This is a genomic window from Streptomyces sp. NPDC005533, from assembly GCF_042871845.1.
GTDB lineage: Bacteria > Actinomycetota > Actinomycetes > Streptomycetales > Streptomycetaceae > Streptomyces.
Genome location: NZ_JBIAJH010000053.1, coordinates 13,317 through 38,268 on the forward strand (window position 1 = coordinate 13,317; position 24,952 = coordinate 38,268).

Annotated in this window: 20 protein-coding genes and 1 pseudogene; 8 read left to right on the plus strand and 13 right to left on the minus strand. The window is 74.0% G+C overall.

Features of this window, described 5'->3' with window-relative positions:
• The first annotated feature begins 321 nt into the window (after nt 1-321).
• Nucleotides 322-1,563 (plus strand): NAD(P)/FAD-dependent oxidoreductase, encoded by a 1,242-nt coding sequence (locus ACFYP3_RS32795; protein WP_388840666.1) that lies wholly within the window; start codon nt 322-324, stop codon nt 1,561-1,563.
• Between the two features lie 100 nt (nt 1,564-1,663).
• Here ACFYP3_RS32795 and ACFYP3_RS32800 read toward each other — a convergent pair whose 3' ends face one another.
• The 3 genes and pseudogenes from ACFYP3_RS32800 to ACFYP3_RS32810 all read right to left on the minus strand — a co-directional run bounded on the left by ACFYP3_RS32800 (nt 1,664) and on the right by ACFYP3_RS32810 (nt 4,736).
• The gene (locus tag ACFYP3_RS32800) at nt 1,664-2,251 is read right to left on the minus strand and encodes an SMI1/KNR4 family protein (protein WP_388840669.1); all 588 of its coding nucleotides are present in this window, start codon (nt 2,249-2,251) and stop codon (nt 1,664-1,666) included.
• 185 nt (nt 2,252-2,436) lie between these two features.
• A complete protein-coding gene (locus tag ACFYP3_RS32805; RefSeq protein WP_388840672.1) occupies nt 2,437-2,814 on the minus strand; it encodes a VOC family protein in 378 nt (125 codons plus the stop codon).
• Nucleotides 2,815-2,821: 7 nt separating this feature from the next.
• A pseudogene (locus ACFYP3_RS32810) lies at nt 2,822-4,736 on the minus strand (ABC transporter ATP-binding protein).
• Nucleotides 4,737-4,876: 140 nt separating this feature from the next.
• Between ACFYP3_RS32810 and ACFYP3_RS32815 the strand changes: the two are divergent.
• Nucleotides 4,877-6,949, plus strand: coding sequence for an AMP-binding protein (locus tag ACFYP3_RS32815; RefSeq protein ID WP_388840674.1), 2,073 nt, complete (start codon nt 4,877-4,879; stop codon nt 6,947-6,949).
• Nucleotides 6,950-6,977: 28 nt separating this feature from the next.
• Here the strand turns inward: ACFYP3_RS32815 and ACFYP3_RS32820 are convergent, their stop codons facing one another.
• Nucleotides 6,978-8,804 (minus strand): GNAT family N-acetyltransferase, encoded by a 1,827-nt coding sequence (locus ACFYP3_RS32820; protein WP_388840677.1) that lies wholly within the window; start codon nt 8,802-8,804, stop codon nt 6,978-6,980.
• A 95-nt stretch (nt 8,805-8,899) separates the two neighbouring features.
• Here ACFYP3_RS32820 and ACFYP3_RS32825 point away from each other — a divergent pair, with 95 nt between their 5' ends.
• Nucleotides 8,900-9,322 carry a DUF350 domain-containing protein gene (locus ACFYP3_RS32825; RefSeq protein WP_388840680.1) on the plus strand — a complete coding sequence of 141 codons (423 nt, stop codon included), beginning with the start codon at nt 8,900-8,902 and terminating at the stop codon, nt 9,320-9,322.
• A gap of 69 nt (nt 9,323-9,391) precedes the next feature.
• Here the strand turns inward: ACFYP3_RS32825 and ACFYP3_RS32830 are convergent, their stop codons facing one another.
• The 4 genes from ACFYP3_RS32830 to ACFYP3_RS32845 form a co-directional block, all read right to left on the minus strand.
• The gene (locus ACFYP3_RS32830) at nt 9,392-10,627 is read right to left on the minus strand and encodes an acyltransferase (protein ID WP_388840683.1); all 1,236 of its coding nucleotides are present in this window, start codon (nt 10,625-10,627) and stop codon (nt 9,392-9,394) included.
• Nucleotides 10,624-11,667, minus strand: a complete 1,044-nt coding sequence (locus tag ACFYP3_RS32835) for an alpha/beta hydrolase (protein ID WP_388840686.1) — start codon at nt 11,665-11,667, stop codon at nt 10,624-10,626. The genes ACFYP3_RS32830 and ACFYP3_RS32835 overlap by 4 nt, the downstream gene beginning before the upstream one ends.
• A 156-nt stretch (nt 11,668-11,823) precedes the next feature.
• On the minus strand, nt 11,824-12,504 hold the full coding sequence (locus ACFYP3_RS32840; protein WP_030721681.1) for a response regulator transcription factor: 681 nt from the start codon (nt 12,502-12,504) through the stop codon (nt 11,824-11,826).
• Nucleotides 12,501-13,904, minus strand: a complete 1,404-nt coding sequence (locus ACFYP3_RS32845; protein WP_388840690.1) for a sensor histidine kinase — start codon at nt 13,902-13,904, stop codon at nt 12,501-12,503. The genes ACFYP3_RS32840 and ACFYP3_RS32845 overlap by 4 nt, the downstream gene beginning before the upstream one ends.
• An 83-nt stretch (nt 13,905-13,987) precedes the next feature.
• Here ACFYP3_RS32845 and ACFYP3_RS32850 point away from each other — a divergent pair, with 83 nt between their 5' ends.
• Together ACFYP3_RS32850 and ACFYP3_RS32855 are read left to right on the plus strand one after the other, a co-directional pair.
• Nucleotides 13,988-14,935 carry an AEC family transporter gene (locus tag ACFYP3_RS32850; RefSeq protein ID WP_388840692.1) on the plus strand — a complete coding sequence of 316 codons (948 nt, stop codon included), beginning with the start codon at nt 13,988-13,990 and terminating at the stop codon, nt 14,933-14,935.
• Nucleotides 14,936-15,181: 246 nt separating this feature from the next.
• Entirely contained in the window at nt 15,182-15,499 is a 318-nt protein-coding gene (locus ACFYP3_RS32855; RefSeq protein WP_388840695.1) for a hypothetical protein, read from the plus strand.
• Nucleotides 15,500-15,519: 20 nt separating this feature from the next.
• On the opposite strand, the gene ACFYP3_RS32860 is transcribed toward ACFYP3_RS32855, so the two are convergent.
• The gene (locus ACFYP3_RS32860; protein WP_388840698.1) at nt 15,520-15,849 is read right to left on the minus strand and encodes a hypothetical protein; all 330 of its coding nucleotides are present in this window, start codon (nt 15,847-15,849) and stop codon (nt 15,520-15,522) included.
• 350 nt (nt 15,850-16,199) lie between these two features.
• Between ACFYP3_RS32860 and ACFYP3_RS32865 the strand changes: the two genes are divergently transcribed.
• A complete protein-coding gene (locus ACFYP3_RS32865) occupies nt 16,200-16,592 on the plus strand; it encodes a hypothetical protein (protein WP_388840701.1) in 393 nt (130 codons plus the stop codon).
• On the opposite strand, the gene ACFYP3_RS32870 is transcribed toward ACFYP3_RS32865, so the two are convergent.
• Both ACFYP3_RS32870 and ACFYP3_RS32875 read right to left on the minus strand, forming a co-directional pair.
• Complete coding sequence (locus ACFYP3_RS32870) at nt 16,546-17,841, minus strand: trypsin-like peptidase domain-containing protein (protein ID WP_388840703.1); 1,296 nt, start codon at nt 17,839-17,841, stop codon at nt 16,546-16,548. The genes ACFYP3_RS32865 and ACFYP3_RS32870 overlap by 47 nt on opposite strands.
• A gap of 12 nt (nt 17,842-17,853) precedes the next feature.
• Nucleotides 17,854-19,401 carry an FAD-binding oxidoreductase gene (locus ACFYP3_RS32875; RefSeq protein ID WP_388840706.1) on the minus strand — a complete coding sequence of 516 codons (1,548 nt, stop codon included), beginning with the start codon at nt 19,399-19,401 and terminating at the stop codon, nt 17,854-17,856.
• Nucleotides 19,402-19,549: 148 nt separating this feature from the next.
• Here ACFYP3_RS32875 and ACFYP3_RS32880 point away from each other — a divergent pair, with 148 nt between their 5' ends.
• On the plus strand, nt 19,550-20,743 hold the full coding sequence (locus ACFYP3_RS32880; RefSeq protein WP_388840710.1) for a cytochrome P450: 1,194 nt from the start codon (nt 19,550-19,552) through the stop codon (nt 20,741-20,743).
• Between the two features lie 41 nt (nt 20,744-20,784).
• Here ACFYP3_RS32880 and ACFYP3_RS32885 read toward each other — a convergent pair whose 3' ends face one another.
• Both ACFYP3_RS32885 and ACFYP3_RS32890 read right to left on the minus strand, forming a co-directional pair.
• Complete coding sequence (locus ACFYP3_RS32885) at nt 20,785-21,453, minus strand: class I SAM-dependent methyltransferase (RefSeq protein ID WP_388840712.1); 669 nt, start codon at nt 21,451-21,453, stop codon at nt 20,785-20,787.
• A gap of 59 nt (nt 21,454-21,512) precedes the next feature.
• Nucleotides 21,513-23,027: an IucA/IucC family protein gene (locus ACFYP3_RS32890; RefSeq protein WP_388840715.1), complete on the minus strand. Its 1,515-nt coding sequence runs from the start codon at nt 23,025-23,027 to the stop codon at nt 21,513-21,515.
• 107 nt (nt 23,028-23,134) lie between these two features.
• On the opposite strand from ACFYP3_RS32890, the gene ACFYP3_RS32895 reads away from it, so the two are divergent.
• Nucleotides 23,135-24,721 carry an IucA/IucC family protein gene (locus ACFYP3_RS32895; RefSeq protein WP_388840718.1) on the plus strand — a complete coding sequence of 529 codons (1,587 nt, stop codon included), beginning with the start codon at nt 23,135-23,137 and terminating at the stop codon, nt 24,719-24,721.
• Nucleotides 24,722-24,952: the final 231 nt, after the last annotated feature.

The window sequence follows — 24,952 nt, forward strand, 5'->3', positions numbered from 1 at the left end:
AGACCCGCTCAGCATCCGCGCAGGCCTCCGCGACCGTGACAAGAACTATGGGGAATCAGTCACACCACGCGTGTGAACGGGCGCGATCCCCGGTGACGCCAGCCCGGAGTGCCCTCGACCTCTATGACCCCGGTGGGCCGGGCCGCCTTCGCGCGGTCGTCGAAGAACCGGCGCCTGCGGTGGCCCAGAGAAGCACGCAAGGGGCCGGACGGGGGGTGGTCGGGCCGCAGGGTGGTGTCGCACCCGTGCCCGAGCGGTACGCGGAACAGAGTGAACGAGCGGCTCGGGCCGCTCGAAGCTGCACACGTGAGAGGTGGTCATATGTCCTCAGCCCTGGACGCGACGGACGTGCTGGTCGTCGGGGCCGGAGTCGCCGGGCTGGCGTGCGCCCGGGATCTGGCCGCGGCCGGCCTGAGCGTACGGGTGGTGGAGGCGGGCGACGCGGTCGGCGGCCGGATGCGTTCGGACCGGATCGAGGGCTTCGTCGTGGACCGCGGGTTCCAGGTGTTCAACACCGCATACCCCCAGGTTCGGCGCAGGTTCAACCTGAAGGAACTGCGCCTGCGGCCCTTCACGCCGGGCTTCCTCGTTCACACCCCGACCGGCAGGCTCAATTTCAGCGATCCCACTCGCCGGCCGCGCACACTGCCCGACCTGCTTTCCGGCCGCCTCGCCGGACCCCGTGACCTGGCCGCCCTCGCGCTGCTGTCCGCCCGGGACATGCTGCTGCCCCCCAGCCGCCTCAAAAAGCGCCCGGACACCACCGCCCGTACCGCGTTCGCCGACGCGGGGATCTCCGAAGAGTTCGTCGAGAGGTTCTTCCGCCCCTTCGTGTCGGGGGTGTTCCTGGAGGACGAACTGGAGACTTCCGCCCGGGTTTTCCACCTGGTCTGGCGGAGCATGCTGCGAGGAACCATCTGCCTGCCGACCGACGGCATCGGGGCGGTCCCACGGGCCATGGCGGCCGGCCTACCCGAGGGCGCCGTACGGTTGGAGACCCCGGTGGCCCGCCTCACTGACCACGGCGTACTGACCACAGCGGGAGCGGAGATCTCCGCCCGCGCCGTCGTGGTCGCCACCAACCCGGGGCCCGCCTCGGCACTGCTGCCCGAGGTCGCCCTGCCCGACTACCGGACCGTGACGACGTACTACCACGTTGCTCCCCGCTCACCTCTCGGCGAGCCCACGCTGCTCGTGGACACCCGCCGCCGCTTCCTCAACACCTGCGTCCTGAGTGACGTCGTACCTTCCTACGCCCCGCCCGGCCAGGCCCTGGTCGCCACATCGGTCCTCGGGCGGGACGGGCAGCCCCGCGAGCGCGAGCTCCGGGCGGCACTCGCAGAGGCGTACGGCACGGGCACGGACGGCTGGGACCTCCTCACCGTCCGCACCATCGAGGACGCGCTGCCCGTCATGGCACCCCCGCATCCGCTGACCCGCACCACACGGGTGGCGCCGGGCCGGTACGTATGCGGAGACCACCGCGCCACCGGATCCGTCCAGGGCGCTCTGGCCTCGGGGGCGCGGGCGGCCCGCGAGGTACTGCACGACCTACGGCGCTGAGGGCGGGACGGGGGACCCTTCTCATGAACAGAGCGGCCCTCGGGCTTCTACGAGCGGGCCGGGGTCCAGCCTCCGCGCCGACTTCAGGCGCCGTGGAAAGTCAGATCTTCGGAACCATGTGATGGCGGTTCGGATGGGCGCGCAGTCGAGGTGAGGTGAGTTCCAGGGCCCTGTTGTCGCGTCCCGCGCTCATGTGGTCGAGCCAGCGTTCGTACCAGTCCAGGAAGTCGGTGGCGGAGGAGACGTTGGGGCCCCAGAACCCGTCACTGTTCCCGATGAGGACGCGGCCGGTGAGGGGGCCGCTCACCGCGATGACGCAGACGTCGGTACAGCCCATTTCGATGACGTGGAGGAAGAGGTCGCGTTCGCGTGCCCCGGGTCCTGCGTCCTCGAAGCCGCGGGGTGCCCCTGGTTCCCCACGAGGATTCATGACCAGGAGGGAACACCGCTGCAGCGGCATGAGGCCGTAGAACGGCGCCGCGCCCGAACCACCGATGTGTGTGAGGAAGTGCCGGTAGGCGTCGGGCAGGACGATGTCGTGCTCGGCCTCAAACGCAGCCACGCGTGCTTCGGTCAGCCTGGGACCGAGGCAGAACGTGTGTTGCTCTTCTCCGAAGGAGTGGCTGCGCAGTGGTTGGTACGGGACCGCGCCCAGCTTGCGGCGCAGGCGGGGTATGCGGGGATCCATGGTGCATCTTCTTTCGTCTTCCTCACCATGTGGGTGGTTGTGGGGATCTTTCCCTGGCGTCCCAGAGGTGGTGTTGTTCCGTCAGCGGCATCGGGAGCCGGCCCATGAGAGCCCCAGGGTCGATACGGTCGAAGCACGCCTCGATGGCAGCGTCCGGCACCCCTCTGCAATCCGGAAGGGACGGCTTAGGCCGTCGTGTTGCGTGGGGTCGTCTGTTGGACCGCCCAGCCGTTGCCGTCCGGGTCCGAGAAGTAGACGAAGGAGCCCCACGGCAGGTCCTGGATCTCCGTCACCTCCACGCCCCGGCCGCGCAGGTCCTCGTACGCCTCCTCGATGTCGGTCACGACGACCTGCATGTTGTCCAGCGAGCCCGGGGTCATCCGGGTCAGCCCCTTGCCGATCGCGATCGAGCACGCCGATCCCGGCGGGGTCAGCTGCACGAAGCGGCTGTCCTCGCTGACGGTGACGTCGTGGTCGGCGTTGAAGCCGAGCTTCTCGTAGAAGGCCTTGGCGCGGTCGACATCGGTGACGGGGACGGCGACCAGTTCGAGTTTGATGTCCATCACAGCATCATGCTCCCGGCACCGGGGCCGCGTCGCCCGAGGCCAGGTCGGCAGGCGTGTCCGCCGCCGCCGCGAACTGCGTGCGGTACAGCTCCTCGTACCGGCCGCCCGCCGCCAGCAGCTCGGTGTGCGTGCCCCGTTCCACGATCCGGCCGTCCTCGACCACGAGGATCAGGTCCGCCGCCTGCACGGTCGACAGCCGGTGCGCGATCACCACCGCGGTCCGGCCCGCCAGGGCTTCGCCCAGCGCCTCCTGCACCGCCGCCTCCGAGGTGGAGTCCAAGTGCGCGGTGGCCTCGTCGAGGATCACCACCCGCTGCCGGGCCAACAGCAGCCGCGCGATGGTCAGCCGCTGCCGTTCGCCGCCCGACAGCCGGTAGCCGCGCTCACCGACCACCGTGTCCAGCCCGTCCGGCAGCGAGGCGACCAGCCCGTCGAGGCGCGAGCGCCGCAGGGCTTCCCAGACCTCCTCCTCGGAGGCTTCCGGCCGGGCAAGCAGCAGGTTGGCCCGTACCGACTCGTGGAACAGGTGCCCGTCCTGGGTGACCATGCCGAGGGTCTCGCGGATCGAGTCGGCCGTCAGGTCCCGTACGTCGACCCCGCTGAGGCCCCGCGCCCGCGTCGGCGTCGTACAGCCGCGGCAGCAGCTGCGCGATCGTCGACTTGCCGGCGCCGGACGAGCCGACGAGGGCGATCATCTGGCCGGGTTCGGCACGGAAGGACACCTCGTGCAGCACCTGCGTACCGCCCCGGGCGTCAAGGGTGGCGACCTCCTCCAGGGAGGCGAGCGAGACCTTGTCGGCGGCGGGGTAGCCGAAGGAGACCCGGTCGAACTCCACGGTCACCGGCCCCTCCGGCACCCGGCGGGCGTCCGGCTTCTGCGCGATGAGCGGCTTCAGGTCGAGGATCTCGAAGACCCGCTCGAAGCTCACCATCGCGCTCATCACCTCGACGCGGGCGCCGGCGAGCGCGGTCAGCGGGGCGTAGAGCCGGGTCAGGAGCAGGGCGAGCGCGACGACGGAGCCGGCGTCCAGGGAACCGCGCAGGGCGTAGTACCCGCCGAGCCCGTAGACGAGCGCGAGGGCCAGGGCCGAGACGAGGGTGAGGGCCGTGATGAAGGCCGACTGGGCCATCGCCGTGCGGATCCCGATGTCGCGCACCCGCGCCGCCCGCGCCGCGAATTCCGCGGACTCGTCGGCGGGCCGCCCGAACAGCTTGACCAGCGTGGCGCCGGGGGCGGAGAACCGCTCCGTCATCTGGGTGCCCATCGCGGCGTTCAGCGCGGAGGCCTCCCGCTGCATCGCCGCCATCCGCGCCCCCATCCGGCGGGCCGGCAGTACGAAGACCGGCAGCAGCACCAGCGCCAGCAGGGTGATCTGCCAGGAGATGCTCAGCATCACCGTGAGGGTCAGCAGCAGGGTCACGGTGTTGGCGACCACCCCCGACAGGGTGTTGCTGAAGGCCCGTTGGGCGCCGATCACGTCGTTGTTCAGCCGGCTGACCAGGGCTCCCGTCCGGGTGCGGGTGAAGAAGGCGACAGGCATCCGCTGCACGTGGTCGAAGACCGCCGTCCGCAGATCCAGGATCAGTCCCTCGCCGAGGGTCGCGGAGAGCCGGCGGGTCAGCAGCCCCAGCCCGGCCTCCGCGACCGCGATCAGCGCGATGAGCAGCGCGAGCCGGGTGACGGCCGCGCCGTCCCGGCCGTCGACGATGGCGGTGACGACCCGGCTGGCGAGCACCGGGGTGGCCACCGCGAGCAGCGCGGTCACCACGCTCAGCAGGAGGAAGAGGGTGAGCCCGCGCCGGTGCGGGCGGGCGAAGGCGGCGACGCGGCGCAGGCCGGCCCGGGAGAGCGGGCGACGGTCCTGCTGGGCGTTGATCGCGCTGTGCAGCGAGGTCCAGGCGGTGACTTCCATGTCCATGACCGGAACGCTAGGACCTCAAGTTGACCTGAGGTCAAGGTTTTGGTGCCGGACCGCCCGCAGGTGTCGCCAACTCGAGTCCGTATGAGGGATTTTCGTCTTCCGTGTCCACTGTCGGTACCCGGTGGCATCATCGGTTCATGACGCAGGGATCCGAGTCCGTACGCTTCGGCAAGCGAACCGCCGACACCGTCCTGCACCGCTTCGAGCAGTGGGCCCGCGACACCCCCGGGGCCCACGCCCTCATCGCCGGTCGCGACAGCCTCACCTACGGGCAACTCGACGAGCGGGCCGACCGGCTGGCACACCGCCTGCTCGCCTCCGGCCTGCCGCCCGGCGGCCTCGTCGCCATCGGCACCGCCCGGCAGGGCGAACTGGTCGTCGCCCTCCTCGCGACCCTCAAGGCCGGCGGGACGTACGTCGTCGTCGACGCCGGGACCCCGCTCACCGGGAAGCGTCAGCTCACCGCGGTCGAGCCCTTCGTCCTGCTCACCCCCCTCGCCCACCGGGCCGCCCTCGACAACGGCCGCGGCCTGAAGGTGATCCGCCTCGGCGCGGAGGCCGGCGGGATCGCCGGACAGCGGGGGGACCAGTCGGCGGAACAGCCGACGGACCAGACCGCGGACCAGCCTGGGGACCAGACCGCGGAACAGCCCGAGGCGCAGGCGCCCGTGGTGCCGCCGGCCCCGGCGCCCGGCCGCGCCGCCGCCCTCGTGTTCACCGGGGCGGCCGAACCGCGCGCCGTCCCCGTCAGCCACGGCCTGCTGCTCGCCGCCCACGAGGGCTGGGCCGAGGTGGCCCGGCTCACCCCGGCGGACCGGCACCTGATCACCGCCGCCACGGACGTCACCGCCTTCGCCGCCGGCTGGACCGGCGCCCTGTGCTCGGGCGGCGCCCTCGTCCTTCCCCGCCGGTCCCCCTGGAAGCCCGAGGACATCCGTGCGGCGGTGGAGGACGAGCACGTCACCGTCCTGCACACCGACCCGGCCACCGCACTCGACCTGCTGAGGGGGGAAGAGGGGCCGGGCACCGCCTACCGTTCGCTGCGGCTGCTCGCCGTCTCCGGCGACCGGCTCTACCTGGACGACCAGGCGGCCCTGCAGGTCCTGCTCCGGCCCGGCGCCCGGGTGCTCAACATCTATGGGCTCGCGGAGAGCGCGGGCACCGGCGCCTGGTTCGAACTGCCGCAGCTGCCCCGCCCCCTCGACGACCAGGAGGAGCTCTCCCTGCTCGGCACGCCCTTCCCGGGCTGCCGCGTCGACGTCCGCGACGGGCAGATCCGTCTCACCCCGCCCGACGGCGGTGACGCGATACCCACCGGCGACCTGGGCCTGCTCCGCGAGGACGGACTGCTGGAGTTCGGCGGCCGGCTCGGGGACCGCATCAGCCTGCCCGGCGGACGCTCCGTCCACCCCTACCCGATCGAGTCCGCGATCCGCAGCCACGAGGGCATCGGCTCGGTGATCGTGAACGGCGTCGACAGCGCACGTGGCCCGCGCCGCCTCGTCGCCTACGTCGCCCCGCCCGCCGGAGGGTCACCCGCTTGCCCCCCGCTGCCCGACATCGAGGAGCTGCGCGAGCACCTGTTGGGGAGGGTGCCCAGGGAGGAGGTTCCGCGCACCGTGATCCGGCTGCGCGCCCTGCCCCGCAACCGGGCGGGCCGGGAGGACCGGGCCGCCCTGCCGCTGCCCGTCCTGCCCGCGGCCAAGGCGCTGCCGCGCGGCAAGGGCACGTCCGGGAAGTACGGGGCCGCCCAGCCGGGAGAGCCGCTCCCGGCCTCCTGCGCGGGCGGCTGCGGGGGAGTGGGCCTGGGCTTCGTCGCCTTCATCCTCACGAACCTCCTCTGGCCCGGATCGACCGACCTCACCGGGGTGCCGCAGCCCTGGGCGTTCCTCTTCACCCTCCTTTACCTGTTCGAGTGCGCCGCCTTCGGCGTCGGAGTGGTCTTCCTGTTCGGGGGCCGCGCCCGGATGCGGAGCCGGGGCCGCGGCCGCCGCATCACCGCGGCCGCCCATGTGGCGGTGTCCTACCTCCTGCTGGCCTGGTGGCCGCAGGACAACCTCTACCGACTGGCAGCCAAGCAGGACTGGCCGCGTCAGGCCGCGCTCGTCTACACCTTCAACATCCCGCTGATGATCGCGGGAGCCGTCGTCGCCGCCTACCTCGTCACGAAACCGGCGGATCCGTTCGACTTCGACGAGGACGACGGCTGAGTCGCCGGGGGCCCGCGGGCGGCGCGGGCTACCGGGTGAGCGGGCCGAAGTCCGCGCCGGCCGCGCGGGCTGCGGCGCGTACCAGGGTCTCGGCCGCGTCGACCGTGTCCCTGTCGTGCGCGGCCACCAGTACGCCCAGCCAGGGCTCCGGTTCGAACGCCCCCGTCGGGATGGCCGGGACGAACACCGCCCCGAGCTCCGCGCAGCCCCGGGCCAGGCCCGCGCACAACTCGTCCAGCTGGGCCTCGGGCAGCCGCGCGCCGAGCTCCACCCGGTCGGCGATCCGTACGAGGTGCCCCGCGCCCCGCAGCACGTCGAGCCGGGCCGCCACCATGAAGGCGACGGACGGTCCCGTCAGCCGCAGGTTCGTCTCGGTCGGTGCGAGCCGGCCGGCACCGTCGGCGACGAAGTCCACGTCGAACCAGCCCCGGTAGCCGGACTCGGCCAGTTCCCGGCCCACCGCCGCCCCGAAGCCGGCGAGAGGCTTCTCCGCCCACGCGGGCAGCACGCCGGGGCCGACCGTGGCGCCCCGGTAGCAGCCGTCCGTCACGTCCATCACCGCCCCGCCGACCTCGTGGACGCGGCCCTCCGCGTCCACGAAGCCGTCGTAGGTGAGATCCCGCGGACCCTCGCCCTCCGCCGGACCGGCCACGTACTCCTCCAACAGCAGCGGCCCGCGCGGCAGTCGGCGCAGCACGGCGCGGGACCCGCCCGCGGCCCGGACCCGCTCAGGGGTGACCACCGTGGTGCCCGAACCCCCGACACCGTGCTCCGATTTCAGAACAGTGCTCTCGCCCGCCTTGGTCCGGGCCGCCAGCAGCCGGGCCGCCGCCCACCGGCCGGCGGCCGGCCACTGCGCGGGGAGCACGATCCCGGGATGCCCGCCGTCCGCCAGGATCCGCCCGAACAGCGCGTGCGCCGCGGACTTCGACTCGTAGCGCAGCTCCCCCTCCCGCCACGGCCGGCCCGCGAGCCGCCCGAACGGCCGGGTCCGCCCCCACGGCACGAGGGGCAGCCCGGCCCCCGTCAGCAGCGCGGCGAGGGCCGGCCGGGCCCGTACGGCATCGCACAGGCCGGGCTCCCCGGCCGCCAAGCCGTCGTACACCTCGACCTCCGACCAGCCCAGCTGGCGGCCGACCAGCTCGGTCCAGCCCTTCGGTACGGGCCGGGGCAGGACCAGGGCGGCCGGATCCGGGCTGTAGAAGGCGGCCAGGCAGGCGTAGTGGTGTGCGGCCGCCTGCCCGCGGTCGAGGGAGGCGTCGGCGAACTGCGCGTTGAACTCCGCCACGTTGCCCACGTGCACGGCCCGGCCGCCCCCGGTCCACGCCCGTGCCCAACCGGTGAGCGCGACGGGAGCCGCCTCGAACCGCACCAGGGCCGTCGCGTCCACCAGGGCCGGCGCGTCCACCGGGGTCGTCGCGTCCGCCGGAGCCGTCGCGGCTACGGCGTCCGTCGGACCGGCCACCGCCACCGCCCCCATCGCCCGGTAGAACCCGGCCGCGTGCGGATCGGCGTCGATCACCAGCCTGCGCACCCCCAGCTCCACGGCCCGGCGCAGCACGTCCCGGTACAGCAGCCGCCCCACGCCCTGGCCGATCGCCGACGGTTCGACGAAGAGCAGCCCCAACGCGGCCAGCGGGGGAGCCCCCTCCAGCGAGGCGACCCCGAGGACCCGCCCCCGCCCGTCCTCGGCCACGACGATCCGGCGGGCCGTCACCTCGCCGGGATCGATCCGCAGTTCCGGCGCGCACGCGGCGAGGAAACCGGCGTCGTACCCCCAGTGCGCCTTGGACCGCATGACCAGCTCGGTCAGGGCCCCCGCCTCGGCCGCCCGCGCGGCCCTGACCTTTACCATTTCCTGACCTCCCCATGGTCCGCCGCAAGGCCGTGCGATAGATTCGGCCTCCCCACGGCACATACTTTCCCACCCACGCGGAGACAGGCTTCTCAATGAGCGACATCATCAACGGACTTGGCCGCACCAGCGCCTACGGCGCCTTGGGCCTCGTCCTGCTGATCCTCGGCATCGTCCTCGTGGACGTGCTGACGCCCGGGAAGCTTCCGAAGCAGATCTGGGAGGAGCGCAACCGCAACGCGGCCCTCTTCCTCAGCTCCGCGCTCCTCGGCATCGGCGGCATCGTCTTCACCTCGATCTGGACGACCTACCAGGACTTCGGCAAGGGCCTGGCGTCGACCGCGGCGTTCGGCGTCCTCGGCCTGCTGCTGATGGCGCTCGCCTTCCTGGTGCTCGACCTGGTGACCCCGGGCAAGCTCGGCGCCATCGTCGTCGACCCGGATCCCCACCCTGCGGTCTGGGTCTCGTCCGCCTGCAACCTCGCCGTGGCCGCGATCGTCGCCGCCTCGATCGCCTGACGCGGAGCACCCGTACACAAAGAGAGCGCCGCTCCCTCCGGGGAGCGGCGCTCTCGTCGTGCACGGCGGCTACGCCAGCCCCAGGGCGAATGCCGCGAAGCCCGCCGCCAGTAGTGCCGTCGCCGTCCGGCGCAGTGTCCGGCCTCCGTGCGCCGCCTCCGGGGGGTGCTCGAAGCGGCGCGCGTACCGGGCGATGCCCACCAGCAGCGCAGCGAACACCGGCATCCACGCCACCCGCGCCGCGATCCAGCCCAGGCTGTCCGGGGCCGTCGTCAGCCCGGCCAGCCCGGCGCCGCCCACGAACGAGCCGGGGACGGCCGCGGCCAGCATGGCCGTCTGGTGCCAGCACAGGATCGTCATGGCGCACAGGTTGATCACGACCACCGGAGCCCACAGGACGGGGCGGCCCAGCAGCTTCGCCAGCCGGTCGCGCAGCAGGATCGCCGCCCCCGACTGGGCCGCGGCCAGGGCCAGTACCAGCAGCGACGGCGGATGCGAGTTGGTCCGCGCGGCTCCCGGTACGCCGACCATCGACGCCGGATAGTGGAAGACCGCCAGCAGCGCCGCGAACAGCAGGGTCCCGCCGGCCAGCAGCAGCCAGGCTCCGCGCCGCCCGATCCGCCGCTCGCCCCACGAGACGCCCAGCTGGTACGCGAACAGCCAGCCCGGCAGGATGTTCACCAGGGACAGCCAGGACGGTACGGAACCGGCGAGCGGCCCGTAGCGCAGGAGGTCCACCACGGCCACCGAACCGAGCAGCGGGGCCGCGGCCCAGCCGCCGAGGCGGCCCGCCGCCCGCACGCAGTACGGGGTCAGCGCGGTGACCACCACGTACACCCCGACGAACCAGAGCGGCTGGATCACCAGCGTCGCCCCGGTGCGCAGCGAGGCCTCCGGCACCCCGGCCGCGTACAGCACGGGTGCGGCCAGCGCCCACACCGCGGTGACCCCGAGCACCGGCCGGCCCAGCCGGACGATCCGGCCCTTCAGCCACGCGCCCGCCGAACCGCGGCGGCGCTGGTAGGAGAGCGCCGAGGCGTAGCCGCCGACCAGGAAGAAGATGCCGAGCATCTGGAGCACCCAACTGGCCGGCGCCAGAGCGCCGAAGGCCGACAGCGGGCTGGCGTTGTGCAGCCCCCCGTCGGAGTCGACGGTGAACCCGCCGAGCAGCCAGTGGCCGGTCGGTACGGCGAGCAGCGCCAGGGCGCGCAGCCCGTCGACGGCCCGGTCGCGGTGGGCGGGGGTCCGCCGGTCGATCCGCTCGGCGGCCTTCCTCAGCGGGGCCAGGGTGGCGGAAGGGCTCATCGGGTCTCCCCCTTCGCGATCGCGGCGAAGGCCGACAGGGACTGGGTGCCGGGCATGAAGTAGCCGTCGTGGCCCTCGACGTCGGCGGCGGGCACCCGGCGGGCGCCGAAACCCGCGGAGGTGGGGTCGGCCCCGTGGCCGAAGTCGGCCAGCCGGACGTTCGGGACGTCCGCGATCCAGTCGGAGGGGCCCCGGGCCGCCCAGACGCGGGCGCCGGTGCGCAGCCCGGCCGCGGTGTCGGCGCGCATCCCGGGGGACCCGAAGGCCACGATGTCGGAGGCGTCCGTGCGGCGGGCGGCCAGCCCGCAGACCACCGAGCCGTAGCTGTGGCAGAACAGCACCGGGTCGGGCGCGCCGACCGCGTCGAGCCCGGCGGTGAACCGGGCCAGGCGGGCCGCTCCGACCGTGGCCAGCCGGCCGTCGGCCGCGTCCACGCCGACACCGACGGGCGTGGTGTAGCCCGTCCACGCCACGACGGCCGTGGACTCCCCGGCCGCCTCACGCAGCGCCCGGGCCATCCCGGCCGGGCCGGTGTGCGGCTTGCGCCGCGCGTCGTGCGTGGTGGCGTCGTTGTCCGACCCCGGCACGATCACCGCGACGTGCTCCGCGTGCTCCAGGTCCCCGAACACCTCGGCGACCTGGCCCCGGCCCCGCGGGTCAAAGGCGAGGATCCGCCGATGGGGCGCGGCGAGGGAGGCGTACCGGGACTCACCCGTGGCGGCGATCGCGATCCGGTTGGCCTCGTACCGCAGGGGGAGCGGCGCCCCCTCCAGATTGCCGACGACCAGTGGGTGGTCACGCAGGAGTTGCCGGCGCGCCGCCTCGTCGAGCCCGGCGAAGAACCGGGCCACCTCGCGCGGTGTCGCGATCGCCGGGTCGGGCAGCGCCCGGCCGGACGTCGTATCGGCCCGCCAGCCCGCGGTGCCGGGCGGCGGCCCGGTGACCGCCTCCTGGCTCTCGCCCGAGGCCCATCCGGCGGTCCCCCCGACGACGGCCACCGCCAGCGCGGCCGTGACCAGCGTCCTTCCGAAGCGGCGCATGCCCCTTCTCCTCTCCTCGTGACGAGGAGGAAGGTAGGAAGGAGGTGTCGGCGCGCACGTCGGACCGTGGTGCCAAGTCGGATGTCATACCCCGGTAGGGGGTGGAGGAGGACGGGGGCTCGCCGTCTGGTCAGGCCGCGCCGCCCGCTCCGCCGCTCAGGCGGAGTCGCCCGGCCGGACCAGCCCCGCCTCGTAGGCGAAGATCACGGCCTGCGCCCGGTCCCTCAGGTCGAGTTTGGCCAGGACCCGTCCGATGTGCGTCTTCACCGTCTGTTCCGCGAGCACCAGATGGCCCGCGATCTCCTGGTTCGACAGTCCGCGCGCGATGAGCTCCAGTACCTCGGTCTCACGCGGGGTGAGGCCGTTCAGCCGCAGCGCCGGATCCTTGCGCGGAGCCGGCCGCTGCTGCACGAAGTCGGCGATGAGCCGCCGCGTCACCGAGGGCGCCAGCAGCGCCTCGCCCGAGGCGACGACGCGTACCGCCGCGATCAGATCGGCCGGCGGGGCGTCCTTCAGCAGGAAACCCGAGGCGCCCGCGCGCAGCGCCTCGTACACGTAGTCGTCGATGTCGAAGGTGGTCAGCATCAGCACCTTGGGCCGGTGCACGACGCCGGGCGGGGGATCGAGGATCTCCCGGGCCGCCGTGAGCCCGTCCATCTCCGGCATCCGTACGTCCATCAGCACCACGTCGGGGTGCGTGGAGCGGGCCACCTGCACGCCCTGCCGCCCGTCGGGCGCCTCGCCCACCACGTCGATGTCGGCCTGCGCCGACAGCAGCGCGGCGAACCCGGCCCGCACCATGGCCTGGTCGTCGACGATGATCACACGGATGGTCAACTCGGTTCCTCGATCGGGTCGTTCAGGGGCAGGCGGGCGGCGACCCGGAAGCCGCCGTCGGGCAGCGGACCGGTGTCCAGGGTCCCTCCGGTCAACCGTACGCGTTCCCGCATCCCCACCAGACCGTGCCCCGTGCCCGAACTCTCCAGCTCCACCACGGCGTCCCGGGCCGGACCGTTGACGACGAGCACCAGCACCTCGTCCTCGTCGACCGTCACCGAGACCCGGGTGCGCGCGCCCGGCGCGTGCCGCACCACATTGGCCAGGGCCTCCTGCACGATCCGGTACGCCGACAGGTCCACCGCCGGCGGGGCCGCCCCGGCCGCCCCCGCCGCCAGCGACAGCTCCACCGGCTGCCCGGCCCGTACGGTCGCCTCCACCAGCTGCTGCAGCCGGTCGATGCCCGGCTGCGGGGCCCGTTCGCCCTCGGCGCCGCCGTTCGCCCCGTCGCCGCGCAGTACGGTCAGCAGCCGCCGCATCTCGCCCAGCGATTCCCGGGCGCCGGCCGCGATGGCCGCGAACTCCTCCTGGACCGCCTCGGGCATGCCCGGCAGCCGGTACGGCGCCGAATCCGCCTGGACGGTGATCACCGACATGTGGTGGGCCACCACGTCGTGCAACTCGCGGGCGATGCGGGCCCGTTCCTCCAGCAGGGTCCGCCGGGACCGTTCCGCCTCGCTGATGCCCTCCTGCTCGGCGATGCGCTGCTGCGCGTCGCCCAGGCCGCGCAGCGCGCCCGTCAGCACCAGCATCACCCCGCTCAGCACGAACAGCAGGGCGGCGGAGTTCATCACCCCGTCCGGCTGGGAGAAGCCCAGCGCCGCACCGAGCGCGCCGGTCACCAGCCACACCCCGACCAGGGTCCGGATGGATTCGCGCAGTCCCAGGCAGGCCATCAGCACCAGGTAGCCGACGATGGTCATCGGCGGCCACGGCCAGGAGTGCCCGGCCACCCCGTCGGCGCCGACCAGCAGGACCGCGCCGGCGAAGTCCGCCGCCAGGACGATGCCCCAGGCGGGCAGCGGCCGGACCACCGCGAGGAGCAGCGGCACCGTCTGCGCCACCCCGAGCGTGCCCGCCCAGCCGCCGTCCAGCCCGTAGTCGCTGGTCAGCACGGCGATGGTCACCGGCAGCAGCGACACCACGAAGATGCCGACGACGAGGTACGGCAGCATCCGCTGCCAGCGCTTGGCCGCCTGCCCCAGGAGCGGCTGCGCGGGCCGGGCCGGTGTGCGCAGCAGCACGGCGAGCTGGCCGAGCGCGCCGGGCGTACGGGCACCGGGCGTACGGGCACCGGGCGTACGGGCGCCGGTTGTGGGGGCCCCGGGCGTGTCGGCCGAGGGGGCGGGGGCGCGGTCGGGTTTCCGGCCGCCCCGCCAGGTGCGGGATCTGTCGCTCATGATCGGACCAGCCTATGCCCGGCCGACCCTCGAACCGGGGGTACGGGTAGGCTGCTCGCCAAGCGATCATGGGGGACGAGCGCATGGGCGGGGCAGCCGCGCTGGAGAAACTGGTGCCGGTGCTGCTGGCCTTCGGCGGCGGGGTGCTGCTCGCACGCCGCAAGATCGTCCCGGCCGAGGCCTCCAAGGTCTTCTCGGACTACGCCTTCCTCTTCGCCGTCCCCTGCTACCTCTTCGGCAACATCTACGCCAGTGACCTCGCGTCCCTCTTCAACTGGCGGGCGATAGGCGGCTACGCCGGGTCGGCGGCCCTCGCGGTCGCGGCCGTCGCCGTGGCGGCGGTCCTCCACGGCATACGGGAGCCCCGGGTCGTTGCGCTGCGCGTGATGGCCGGGGTCCAGGTCAACACCGCCTACTTCGCCGTCCCCGTCTTCATCACCGTATTCGGGACCGCGGCTCCGATCTTCCCGATCCTGCTGTTCCAGGTCTGCGTGCTCTCCCTGGTCGTCATCGCCCTGATGGAACTGGGCCGTGCCGGCCCGGCCACGGGCGGCCCGGCCCGGCGCCTCGCCCGCGCCGTCGGCGCCTCGCTCACCACCCCGGTGGTCCTCGCCTGCAACGCGGGGATCCTGCTCAACCTGCTGGCGGTGAAGGTGCCGGGCGTGGTCCTGGACGGCGCCGCTTTCGTCGGCGACAGTGCCTCGCCGGTGGCCCTGTTCGCCCTCGGTCTGCACCTTGGCGGCCTCGGCCTGGACCTGCGGGGCACCACCCGTGAGGAGCTCGCCCTCGTGGGCTTCAAGTGCCTGGCGTTCCCGCTGCTGACCTGGGCGGTGTGCGGGCTGCTCTTCGGCGTCCGGGGCGAGTGGCTGGCGTACCTCGTCCTGATCGCGGCGATGCCGACCCCGCAGAACCTGTTCATCTTCGCCCAGCGCTACGACGTGGGCGTCGACCTCTCTGCGTCCCTCGTGATCAAGAGTTCGCTCGTGTCGCTCCTCCTCCTGCCCTTGTGGCTGCAGACCGTTGCCGCCTAGGCGTCAGCCTTCCGAGTGCCGTAGGCCACCCCGGGGTCGGTGACGGCCCCTGCCCTGGCCGTTCACCAGCGGGGCAGCACGTGGCTCCGTAGCGCCGTACAGACAGCGCACCGCCGGTCAGCGGGCTCCTCGAGGGCATCCGTCCGGCTGCACCGGGACCGCGAGGTCGTCCGGTCAAGGGACGGCCACGAACACCGGGCGCGTCCTGTGCGTCATGTCGGGCACCCCCGCTCGTAGGGTCGGGGCATGACCGAGAACGAGATCAAGCTCAAGGCCATTGCCGCGCTGACCGCTCTGCGCGGAGGAGTCGAGGAGGGCCTCGTCTCCGAACTACTGGGGGAGACGATCCCCGAGCAGTTCTCGGTCCCGGCCGGCGCCTCCGCGGAAGAGGTCGGCGGCGCCGTCCTGGACCAGCTGGCAGCCCCGCTGAGTGCCCTGGTGAGCGGTTTCATCGCCGCCTTCGAAGCGGTCGCCGACGCGTACGACGCGACCGGCTTCGAGCCCGAGACCGAGCTGATCCTTCAGGAACTGGCCCTCCGCCTCGCCCGGGACGACGCGGAGTGACGGATGCGGAGCCGCCACGATCAGGCGGTGGGGGGCTTCTTCGCGGTGGCGGGGTCGGCGAGGGCCCGGCCCGCGGCCAGCGGGAGGGTCGCTCCGGCGCGTATGAACTGGATGACCTCGTCGTGCAGGGCGCGGCTCGCGGCCTCGCTGGGGCACGTGAGGGGGCTTCCCGCGAGCTCGAGCCAGTCGGACGCGCCGCTGTACTGGACCGTTACGTGCGCCAGCCCGTCGGCCTCGGTCCAAGTGGTGTGGACGTCGAGTTCACCGGTCAACGCAGGGCCCGCCTCGCCGGTGCTCACTCCGTCCCGGCCGGCGAAGACCCCACGGGTCGTCCATGATGCCCAGCTCATGTGACCTCCCTGGTACCCATTGTCCTGCCAGTGTGCACGCCTCGGCATCCGTGTGCTCTCGCAGGCGGAAATTCTCGCCTGGGCACCTGCCTGCGCTGCCGGCCGGACCCGGGCTCGACCCCCGCGCACCTTGGCGGCCGGCGCCGGGTGCGGTCCGGTCTGGCCCGTCGGCGGCCCGGCGCCCGCTTGCGACGCCGTTGCCCCGTCCCGTGTCAATCGACTGATGACGGTCGGCATGTCATCGTCGCGATGACGGGCTGAGGCCGTTCTCAGCGGTCTACGTGCTCCCCGGCTGAGCGACCCCCGGGCACCCTGTCGTACCCCGGGCGGGACCGGCTCGTTGACCGGGCATGGAACTGCCGACCATTGCGGCGCCGGGCGTCGGGGAACGGGCCGACGCCGTGGCCGATGCCGCCTGCCACCTCTACGACACCATCGCGCCCTGGGGCTTCGGCGCGCCCGGCGGGTGGAGTCGGACCGCGGCCGAGGACGCCGCCGAGGCGATCGAGACCACCGCCCACGCCCTCGCGTCCATCGACCCCGGCGCCGAGGTGGTGCTCGCGCCCGTCCACGCCGCCCTCGCCGACCTCCGTCGCCGGCTCGGCCTCGCGTCCGCCGACGTGGCCACCGGCGACGGGCTCCCGGCGGCCCCGCGTTCGGTCGGGAACCCGCGTCGCACCCGCTGGGTGCGGGTGCTCACCGCACCTTCGCCCCGGCAACCGCCTTCTCGTACAACTTCCTGATGTCCGCGCCGAAGTAGGAGCTGTACGAGGTGTCCGCGGTGTCCCCGCCCGTCTTCCAGCCGCCGATGACCCCCACGACGTCGCCGGTCCCCGTCCGCCCGTCGTAGCGGAGCAGGAACGGGCCGCCGCTGGTCCCGCCGGGGTAGCCGGTGCAATCGATGCGCAGGAACGATCCGGGGATCCGCGCGTCCTTGCTGGTGAACTTGGTCGTCTTGTTCACGCACAGGCGCGGACGGGCGGCGGAGGCCGGGTACCCGATCAGCGACACCTTCGCGTGCGCGTAAGCGGAGCCGGTGACCAGCCGGTTGCCGCCGACCACGTCCTGCACCGGGAAGCCGCGGGAGTCCGGGCCCACTTGTGCGAAGGCCACGTCGAGAGTGGCGGCGCGGTCGGGGCCCTGAGAGCGGTAGCGCGGGTCGATCCAGATCCTGGAGCGGCCGGCCGCGTCCCGCAGGACGGGGAACATGCCGTACGGCTGCGGCGTCGCGCGGGTGTACCGCGGTACGAAGGCCACCTGTTGGGTGTCCGAGCCGAGCAGGCAGTGCGCGGCGCTGAGCACGAGGTTGTGGCCGGGGGAGGCGACCACGCTCGCGGTGCAGAAGTAGGACCCGCCGTTCTTGACGAGGAACATCCGGCCGACCACCGGGATGCCGTCGAAGTTCTGCCCGATGCCGGGGTCGGTGGCCGGCACGCGGGGGACGATGGGCGGGGCGGGGGCGGGAAGCAGCGACGGCTTGGGTGTGGGCGTGGGCGTGGGTGTGGGCGTCGGAACGGGCGACGGTGTGGGCTTCGACGTCGGTGTCGGCGTGGGCGTCGAGGGAGCGGGAACGGGGACGACGGGGGACGGGGAGGCGGCCGGGGGAACGGACGGCTCCGCCGTGCCCGGGGTCGTCTCCGGCAGCGGGCTCGTGATCGGCACCGGGAGCGGAACCGGCGTCGGTGTCGGAGTCGGAGTTCCGGCCGGCGTCGGCTCCGGCGGCTCCGTCGGTTCGAGCGGTTCGAGCGGGTCCGGCGGCGCGAGGGGTTCCGACGACGGCTCGGGCGCCGGCGGCTCGGGCGGCTCCGGTGTCACGGGGGGCAGCGGGGCGGCGGCGGCCATCCGCTCGGCCGTCCAGAAGGACTCGGCCTCGTGGGCGGACCAGCGGCCCGCGCTCGCCGCGGCGGTGCTCCCGGCCTCGGTCACGGGCAGTGGACCCCCGGGCACCAGCAGGGCGGCCGCCAGCGCAGCCATCGTCACCATACGTCGCATTCCGGACACTCCCTAAACGGCCTGGGGGAAACGGAAGAGCCGGTCCGGGTCGTAGGCACGCCGGACCTCTTGCAGGCGGGCGAGGTTCGGGCCGTAGTAGGCCTCGCCCCAGCCGGTCAGCTTCGGGTCGGTGTAGTTCTGGTAGGCGCGGCCGCTCGCCCAGGGCCGCAGGTCCTGCCAGAGCCCGTCGAGCCAGGCCTCGTGCCGGGCGACGTCCGCGGTCGGCGCGGACTCGGGCCAGTGGACGAGGTACTGGGCGAGGAAGGCGTGGTCACGGTGGGCGAAGGCCGTGTCCGTGACCGCGACGCGGTTCAGCGCGCCGCCGCAGACTCCGTCGAACTGGACCACCGCCAGGCCGCCCCGGGGGACGCCGGCCCCGGACCCGTAGCGGCGTACCGCGTCCAGGACCGTGCCGATCGCCGCGTCGGGCAGCCCGGCGCCCGTCCAGAAGTCGGAGCGGGCGGCGTAGGAGTGCCGCTCGAGCCGGCCCTGCGGGTCCCGGCCGGGCAGGGTGCCCGGCAGCCGGCACTGCGCCGCGGTCAGGTCCAGGCAGCCCGACATGGCCCGCAGGGTGTCCGCGTGACTGCGGACGACGGTCCAGTCGTCCCGTGGGGGTCGGCCGACCAGGTCCGACAGGCGGGTCACCTGCCGTTCCAGTTCACCGCGTCCGTCGAGGCACACCACCCGGACCGCCGGTGCCGCCGGCACCCCCGGACCGGAACCGGTACCCGTGGCGGCGCCGGTCTCGACCGTGAACTCCACCTGGCTCCAGAACGGGTCGGGCAGCTCGGCCAGCCAGTGCTGCCAGCCGCGCAGCACGTCCGCGGACTCGTCGCCGGGCCAGTGGAGTTCGGCGAAGGCGCAGTCCCGGGGAGCATCGTGCGGACGGAAACGGAACTCGGTGACCACGCCGAAGTTGCCGCCCCCGCCGCCGCGCAGGGCCCAGAAGAGGTCCGGATCGCGGTCGGCGGCGACCTCGCGCACGCGCCCGTCGGCAGTGACCAGGCGGGCTCCCGTGAGCCGGTCCGCGGTGGTCCCGTACGCCCGCGAGGCCAGCCCCAGACCGCCGCCGAGGGTGAGCCCGGCGATCCCGACGGACGGGCACAGCCCGGTCGGGACGGCCAGGCCCCGCCCGGCGAGGACGGCGTGCACGTCCCCGAGCCGGGCCCCCGCGCCGATCCGTACGCCGTCCCCCTCGACGGCCACCGCCGCCATGGCCCCGGTGTCGACGACCAGCGCCCCGGCGCGCGTCGACCAGCCGGCGTAGCCGTGGCCGCCCCCGCGCGGGACGACGGCCACGCCGGAGCGGCGGGCGAAGTCCAGGCAGACGGCCACGTCCGCGGCGTGTGCGGGGTAGGCCACCGCGGCGGGTGCGACGGTGTCGTAGCGGGGCTGGAACAGCCGGCGGGCCTCGGCGTAGTCCCGGTCTCCGGGGAGCACCACCCGCCCGTCGATCCCGCGGGCGAGCGCCCCGTAGTCCGGGCCCCGGCCGCTCGCGCCGACGGTGGCGAGGACCGCCGCGGCGGCGCTGCCGAGGACTTGGCGGCGATGGAGGCTCATACCTCCTTCCTGCCACCGCCCGCCCCGATCGCCGTGAAGGCGGGCCCACACACACCGGGCAGCCCCCCGAACGGCTCATGGCCGAAACGGTTCGGCTTGTCGTATGGACGGACCGGCCCCACCGTCGGCCCCGTCCTAGGCTGCACCCATGCCCCTCGTCGACATCAGCGCGCACGCCGGTGACTTCAACGCCGATCCGTACCCCTTCTACGCCGCGCTGCGCACCGCCGGCCCCGTCCACGAGGTGGTGTGGGGCGGCGAGCGGTCGTGGCTGGTCGTCGGCCACGAGGAGGCACGGCAGGCCCTCAACCACCCGGACCTGTCGAAGAACTGGTTCGGCACCGGGCTGTTCGGGGACGCACCCGTCCCGGCCGTCGCCACGAGCATGCTGGACGCGGACCCGCCCCACCACACGCGGCTGCGCGGCCTGGTGGCGCGGGAGTTCACGGCCCGCCGGATCGAGTCGCTGCGTCTCCGCGTCCGGCAGATCACCGGCGAACTGCTCGACGAGATGGCGGCCCGTCCCGACCGGCGGGCCGACCTGATCCGGTCCTTCGCCGTACCGCTGCCGATGACCGTGATCTGCGAACTCCTCGGCGTGCCCGGCCTGGACCGGGCGCGGTTCCGCTTTTGGTCGAACGAGATCGTCGCCCCGCTGGACGGGGTCGGCGCGGACGGCCGGGTCCTGGAGCAGATGACCGCGTACCTCTTCGAACTCGTCGGGGCCAAGGCCGCCGACCCCGGCGATGACCTGCTCAGCGCGTTGATCCGGACCCGTGACGAGGACGGGGACCGGCTCTCCCCGGACGAGCTGATCGGGATGGCCTTCCTGCTGCTGGTCGCGGGTCACGAGACGACCGTGAACCTGATCGGCAACGGCGTACGGGCCCTGCTCGCCCACCCCGACCAGCTCGCCGCCCTGCGTGCCGACCCGGACGGCCTGATCGACGGCGCCGTGGAGGAGATGCTGCGCTACGACGGCCCCGTCCAGCACGCCACGCACCGCTTCGCCCGGACCGGCGTGGAGCTGGGCGGCACTCTGATCCCCGCCGGTTCCTCCGTCGTGGTGGCTCTCGCGGCGGCAAACCGTGACCCGGACCGCTTCGGGCGGCCGGGACCCGACGTGTTCGACATCTGCCGCCCCGGCCCGGGCCACCTCGCCTTCGGCCACGGCATCCACTTCTGCCTCGGCGCGCCGCTGGCCCGGATGGAGGGCCGCGTCGCGATCCGGGCCCTGCTGGAGCGCTTCCCGGACCTGGCCGAGGATCCGGACGCGGGGCCGCGGGACTGGCTCCCCGGCCTGCTGATGCGGGGCGTGACCCGGCTGCCGCTGCGCTGGTGAAGAAGGGGCCTCCGGTCAACCGGCGGGCCCCCTGGTCGGGATCACCCCTTGCGCGCCAGCAGGAAGCCCTGCGGGGAGGTCTCGTGGGGGTCCGGCCCGCGTTCCAGCCGGGCCACCTCGGTCAGCCCGGCCCCGGCGAGCAGGCCCGCTACGAGGTCGGTCGGCGTCCCGTACACGTCCAGCGCGACCGGGTGCCCGTACGCGTGTTCCAGCCGGAGCCTCGCGTCGCCGGCCTCGAAGGCGATCAGGACGTGGCCGCCCGGCGCCAGCACCCGGGCGAACTCGGCGAACACCTCGGGCAGTTCCGCGGGCGGGGTGTGCACGGTGGAGTACCAGGCCAGCACCCCGCCCAGGACCCCGTCGGCCACGTCCAGGGCGGTCATCGAACCCACCTCGAACCGCAGGCCCGGATACGTCCGGCGGGCCACCGCCACCATCGCCGGGGACAGGTCGACGCCGAAGGCCCGTACGCCCAGCCCGTCCAGATGCGCCGTCACCCGGCCCGGGCCGCAGCCCAGGTCGGCGACCGCCCGGCCACCGCGGCCCTCGTCACCGCGCACGCCCCCGCCGCGCACGTATTCGGCGAAGGCCGCCAGCACGGCCCGGTCCAGCGGCTTCCGGGCCAGTTCCGTGCCGACCAGCCGGGCGTAATCGACGGCGACGGCGTCGTAGGACGCTCTCACCGAGGTCAGGTCCGAGGTCTCCGTCATACCCCTGGACAGTAGCCGCCCCGATCCGTCCGGGGGACCCCCGCCTCAGGTGCTCCGGATCACCCTCCGGCCAGCGGATTGGGCAGTTCAGCCCACTGGTCGCCGGGCACGCCGGGGCTCAGCCGCATCAGGGTGAGCGCCTTGGTGGGCAGCGGCCCGCTCAGCAGGGCCTCGGTGTCGGCGGTCGCCGGCAGTGTGGCGACCTCCGCGAGGGCCTCGGCGAAGGCGCCGGCCGAGCCCGCCGTGGCGCCGAGGGCCCCGGTCAGCAGGGAGCCGAACAGCTTGCGCCGCAGCACGGTCACGTCGTCGGTGATCAGCCTGCCGGCCAGGGGCGGCACCGGCAGTCCGTGCCGGACGAGCCGGGCCGGGCTGATCCGGATGTCGGCGAGGTCGCGGTAGACCAGCCGCAGCGGGGCGCCGGTGGGGGAGAGGACGACGAGGAGGTTCTGGCCGTGGGCCTCCAGGGCCACCCCCAGCTCCAACACCCGCAGGCACACCGACAGCGCGAGACGGGCGAAGTCCGCCCGCCAGGCCGCCGAGCGCGCCGGCGGGTACGAGGCCAGGGCCGCCACCGGCAGCACCCGCTCACCGGCGGCGACGTCCGCGTGGACCTCCGGAGGCTCCCGCAGCACGGCCGCCAGGTCCGGGGTGTGCGCGGTCGCCGCGCCCAGGGTGCGGGTGATGTGCAGCCGACCGTCGAGCCGCTCGCAGAGGTCCTGGGCGAAGGCGGACACGGCCGCCGCCGTCTCCACCGAGTAGACGGAGATGTCCCGTACGGAGGAGGTCAGCCGGGCGCTCAGCGCGGTCTTCACGTGCGGGCCGCCGTCGGCGGGCGCCAGCGTGCGCAGGGCCATCAGCGGGTGCGCCGCGAAACCGGGCCGCACCCGCTCGTGCCGCAGTACGTGCGCCGCCTGCCACGGGTGCACCGGGAGCAGGATGCGCCCCGCCTCCCGCAGCGGCTCCGGCCAGTCGCCGGTGACCAGGCACTTCTCAGCCGGTACGGCGACCAGGCCGAGCTCCACGACAGGCCGGTGCTCGGGGGCGTACGCCAGCTGCTCGGCCACCGAGAAGCCGGGCCGGGAACGACAGTTCGGGTGGTACGGATGGCCGTCGACGACCCGCTGCTCCCACTCCCACGTGGCCAGCGGCGCGCGATCCTCGTCGGCGGGAGGCTGTCCGGCCCGGGAGAGCGCCAGAGAGGCCGTACTGGCGTCGAGCTCGGCGGCGAACTCCTTCCCGTGCGCCACGCCCAGCGCCGTGACCAGGGCCGCGGCCTGCCCGTAGGCCCTGCCGTCGAGCAGCAGTTCGCTCACGTACGGCTCGGTCGCGTACGGATCCGGCAGCGGGCCCTCCAGCCGGGCGCCGCCCGCCAGCAGGAGCGCCAGGCCGTCCGGGCCGCGCTCCCGGCCCACGACCCACGGCAGCGGTTCGAAGGCCAGCGCCCGCCACAGCCGGGTCAGCACGGCCGCCCGGGCGCCGCTCAGCGCGGCGGTGTACCCGGCGCAGAGCCGGGGGCGCGCACCGGCCAGGTCGGCGGCGACGGCCTCTTCGGCCGGCGAGTGGGGAAAGTGCATGCTGGGCTCCGACATCGGAATATCGCTTTACGGGATGATCAAGTAATCATTGCGGATATCGACGATCACGACCGGTGGTTACGCCTGGCGAACCTCCGGCGCACCGGATGGACCGAATGGAACCAGTGGACCTCAACGCCGCCGCCGACGCGTACGCCGCCACCCCGCTCCTGAACTGCCTGCTGCGGGAGGCGGCCGATCCCGTCGAGCCCGCCGGGCCCGCCGAGGCGTACGGCGCAGGCACGGGGGTGGGCGTCGGCGTCCACCGGCTGCGCGGCAGCGGCCGGCTGCTCCGGGTGCGCGGCGGGCGCCGGCCGGTCCGCCCCGAGCTGCGGACGGCCGAGGGCTGGCGCCCGCTCAGCCACACCGAACTGGTCAAACTCGTCTCCGACGAACTGGGCCGCTTCACCGGCGTCTCCAACGACGAGCTCCCCGTCGAGATCACCGACAGCCGTGACGCCATCGCGGCGCTGCTGGCCGCCCGCGCCGGGACCGAGCCCGCGCAGGACCCGTACGTCCGCTCCGAGCAGTCCCTGGTGATGGGCCATCCGCACCACCCCGCCCCCAAGGCCCGCGGCGGGGCCCCGGCCGGGAGGTGGCTGCCGTACGCGCCGGAGGCCCACGCCCGCTTCCCGCTGGTCTTCCTCGGGCTGCGCGAGGACCAGGCCGTCCAGGAGGGCGGCCCGGCCGCCTCCGACGCGATCGACTCCCTGGCCGACGCGCTCGACGGACCGCGCGCCCCGGCCGGCTACCGGCTGCTGCCCGCGCACCCCTGGCAGCTCGACCTCGTGGGCGACCGGCCCGCCGTGCGCGAGGCCTTCGCCGACGGGCGGCTGCTGCGGCTCGGACAGAGCCGCCGGCCCGCCTGGCCCACCGCCTCGATCCGGACCCTGTACGTACCGGAACCGGCGGCCGACCTCTTCGTGAAGTTCAGCCTCGACGTCCGGATCACCAACGACGTGCGCCGGCTGTGGCGGCATGACCTGCTGAAACTGCGCCGCACCGACGCGGCCGTCGAAGCCGGTTTCGCCGCGCTGCGCCGAACGGGCTCGGCGGCGGCCTGGCTGGCCGACCGCGGCTACCGCACCGCCTCCTTCGCCTTCGAGGAGCTCGCCGTCCTGGTCCGCGACGGCCTGCACGCCCACACCGTGCCCGGGGCCACGCCGCTGCTGGCCGCCGCGCTCGCCGAGGGCCACGCCGGAAGCCCGCCGGCCGGGGCCGGCGACCCGGCCCGCTGGTGGCGGGCGTACCTGCGCCAGGTGGTGCCCCCCGTGCTGGAACTGTTCGCCCGCCACGGCGTCGTCCTGGAGGCCCACCTCCAGAACACCCTGGTCGCCGTCGACGCCGCGGGCATGCCCGTGCAGGCCCTCTTCCGCGACGCGGAAGGGGTGAAGCTGCTGCCGGACCTGCCGCGCGCGGACGCCTGGCAGCGCCTGGTCTACTGCCTGGTCGTCAACCACCTGGCGGAGATCGCGGGCGCCCTGGCCGCACGGTATCCGGACATCTCACCGCTCCTGTGGCCGGCCGTACGGGAGGAGTTCCGCCGCTACGACGCCACGCGCGGGCTCCCCGAGATCGCGGAGCTGCTCACCGCCCCCGCCCTGCCGGCCAAGACCAACCTGCTGCTGCGCTGGACGCGTGCCGACGGCGCGGACGCCCGCTACCTGCCCCTGCCCAACCCGCTGCGGGAGTAGGGCGACCCCGGCGGGCGGGCCGGCTGCGTACGGAACCGGCCAAGGTGGGCCGGGTTCCCGGATCCCCTCTCACCTAAAGGTATAGACCAATGCTACGTTGGTCGGGCAGACCGCGCAGTCCTTGACCACCCGTCAGAGGAGATTCCCAATGATGCTGTCAAGCCGCAGTGACGGGCTCTTGAGAGCCGTCTCATGCCGCTGTGGCGGCGGGGATCGGAGCGGTCGCTTCGA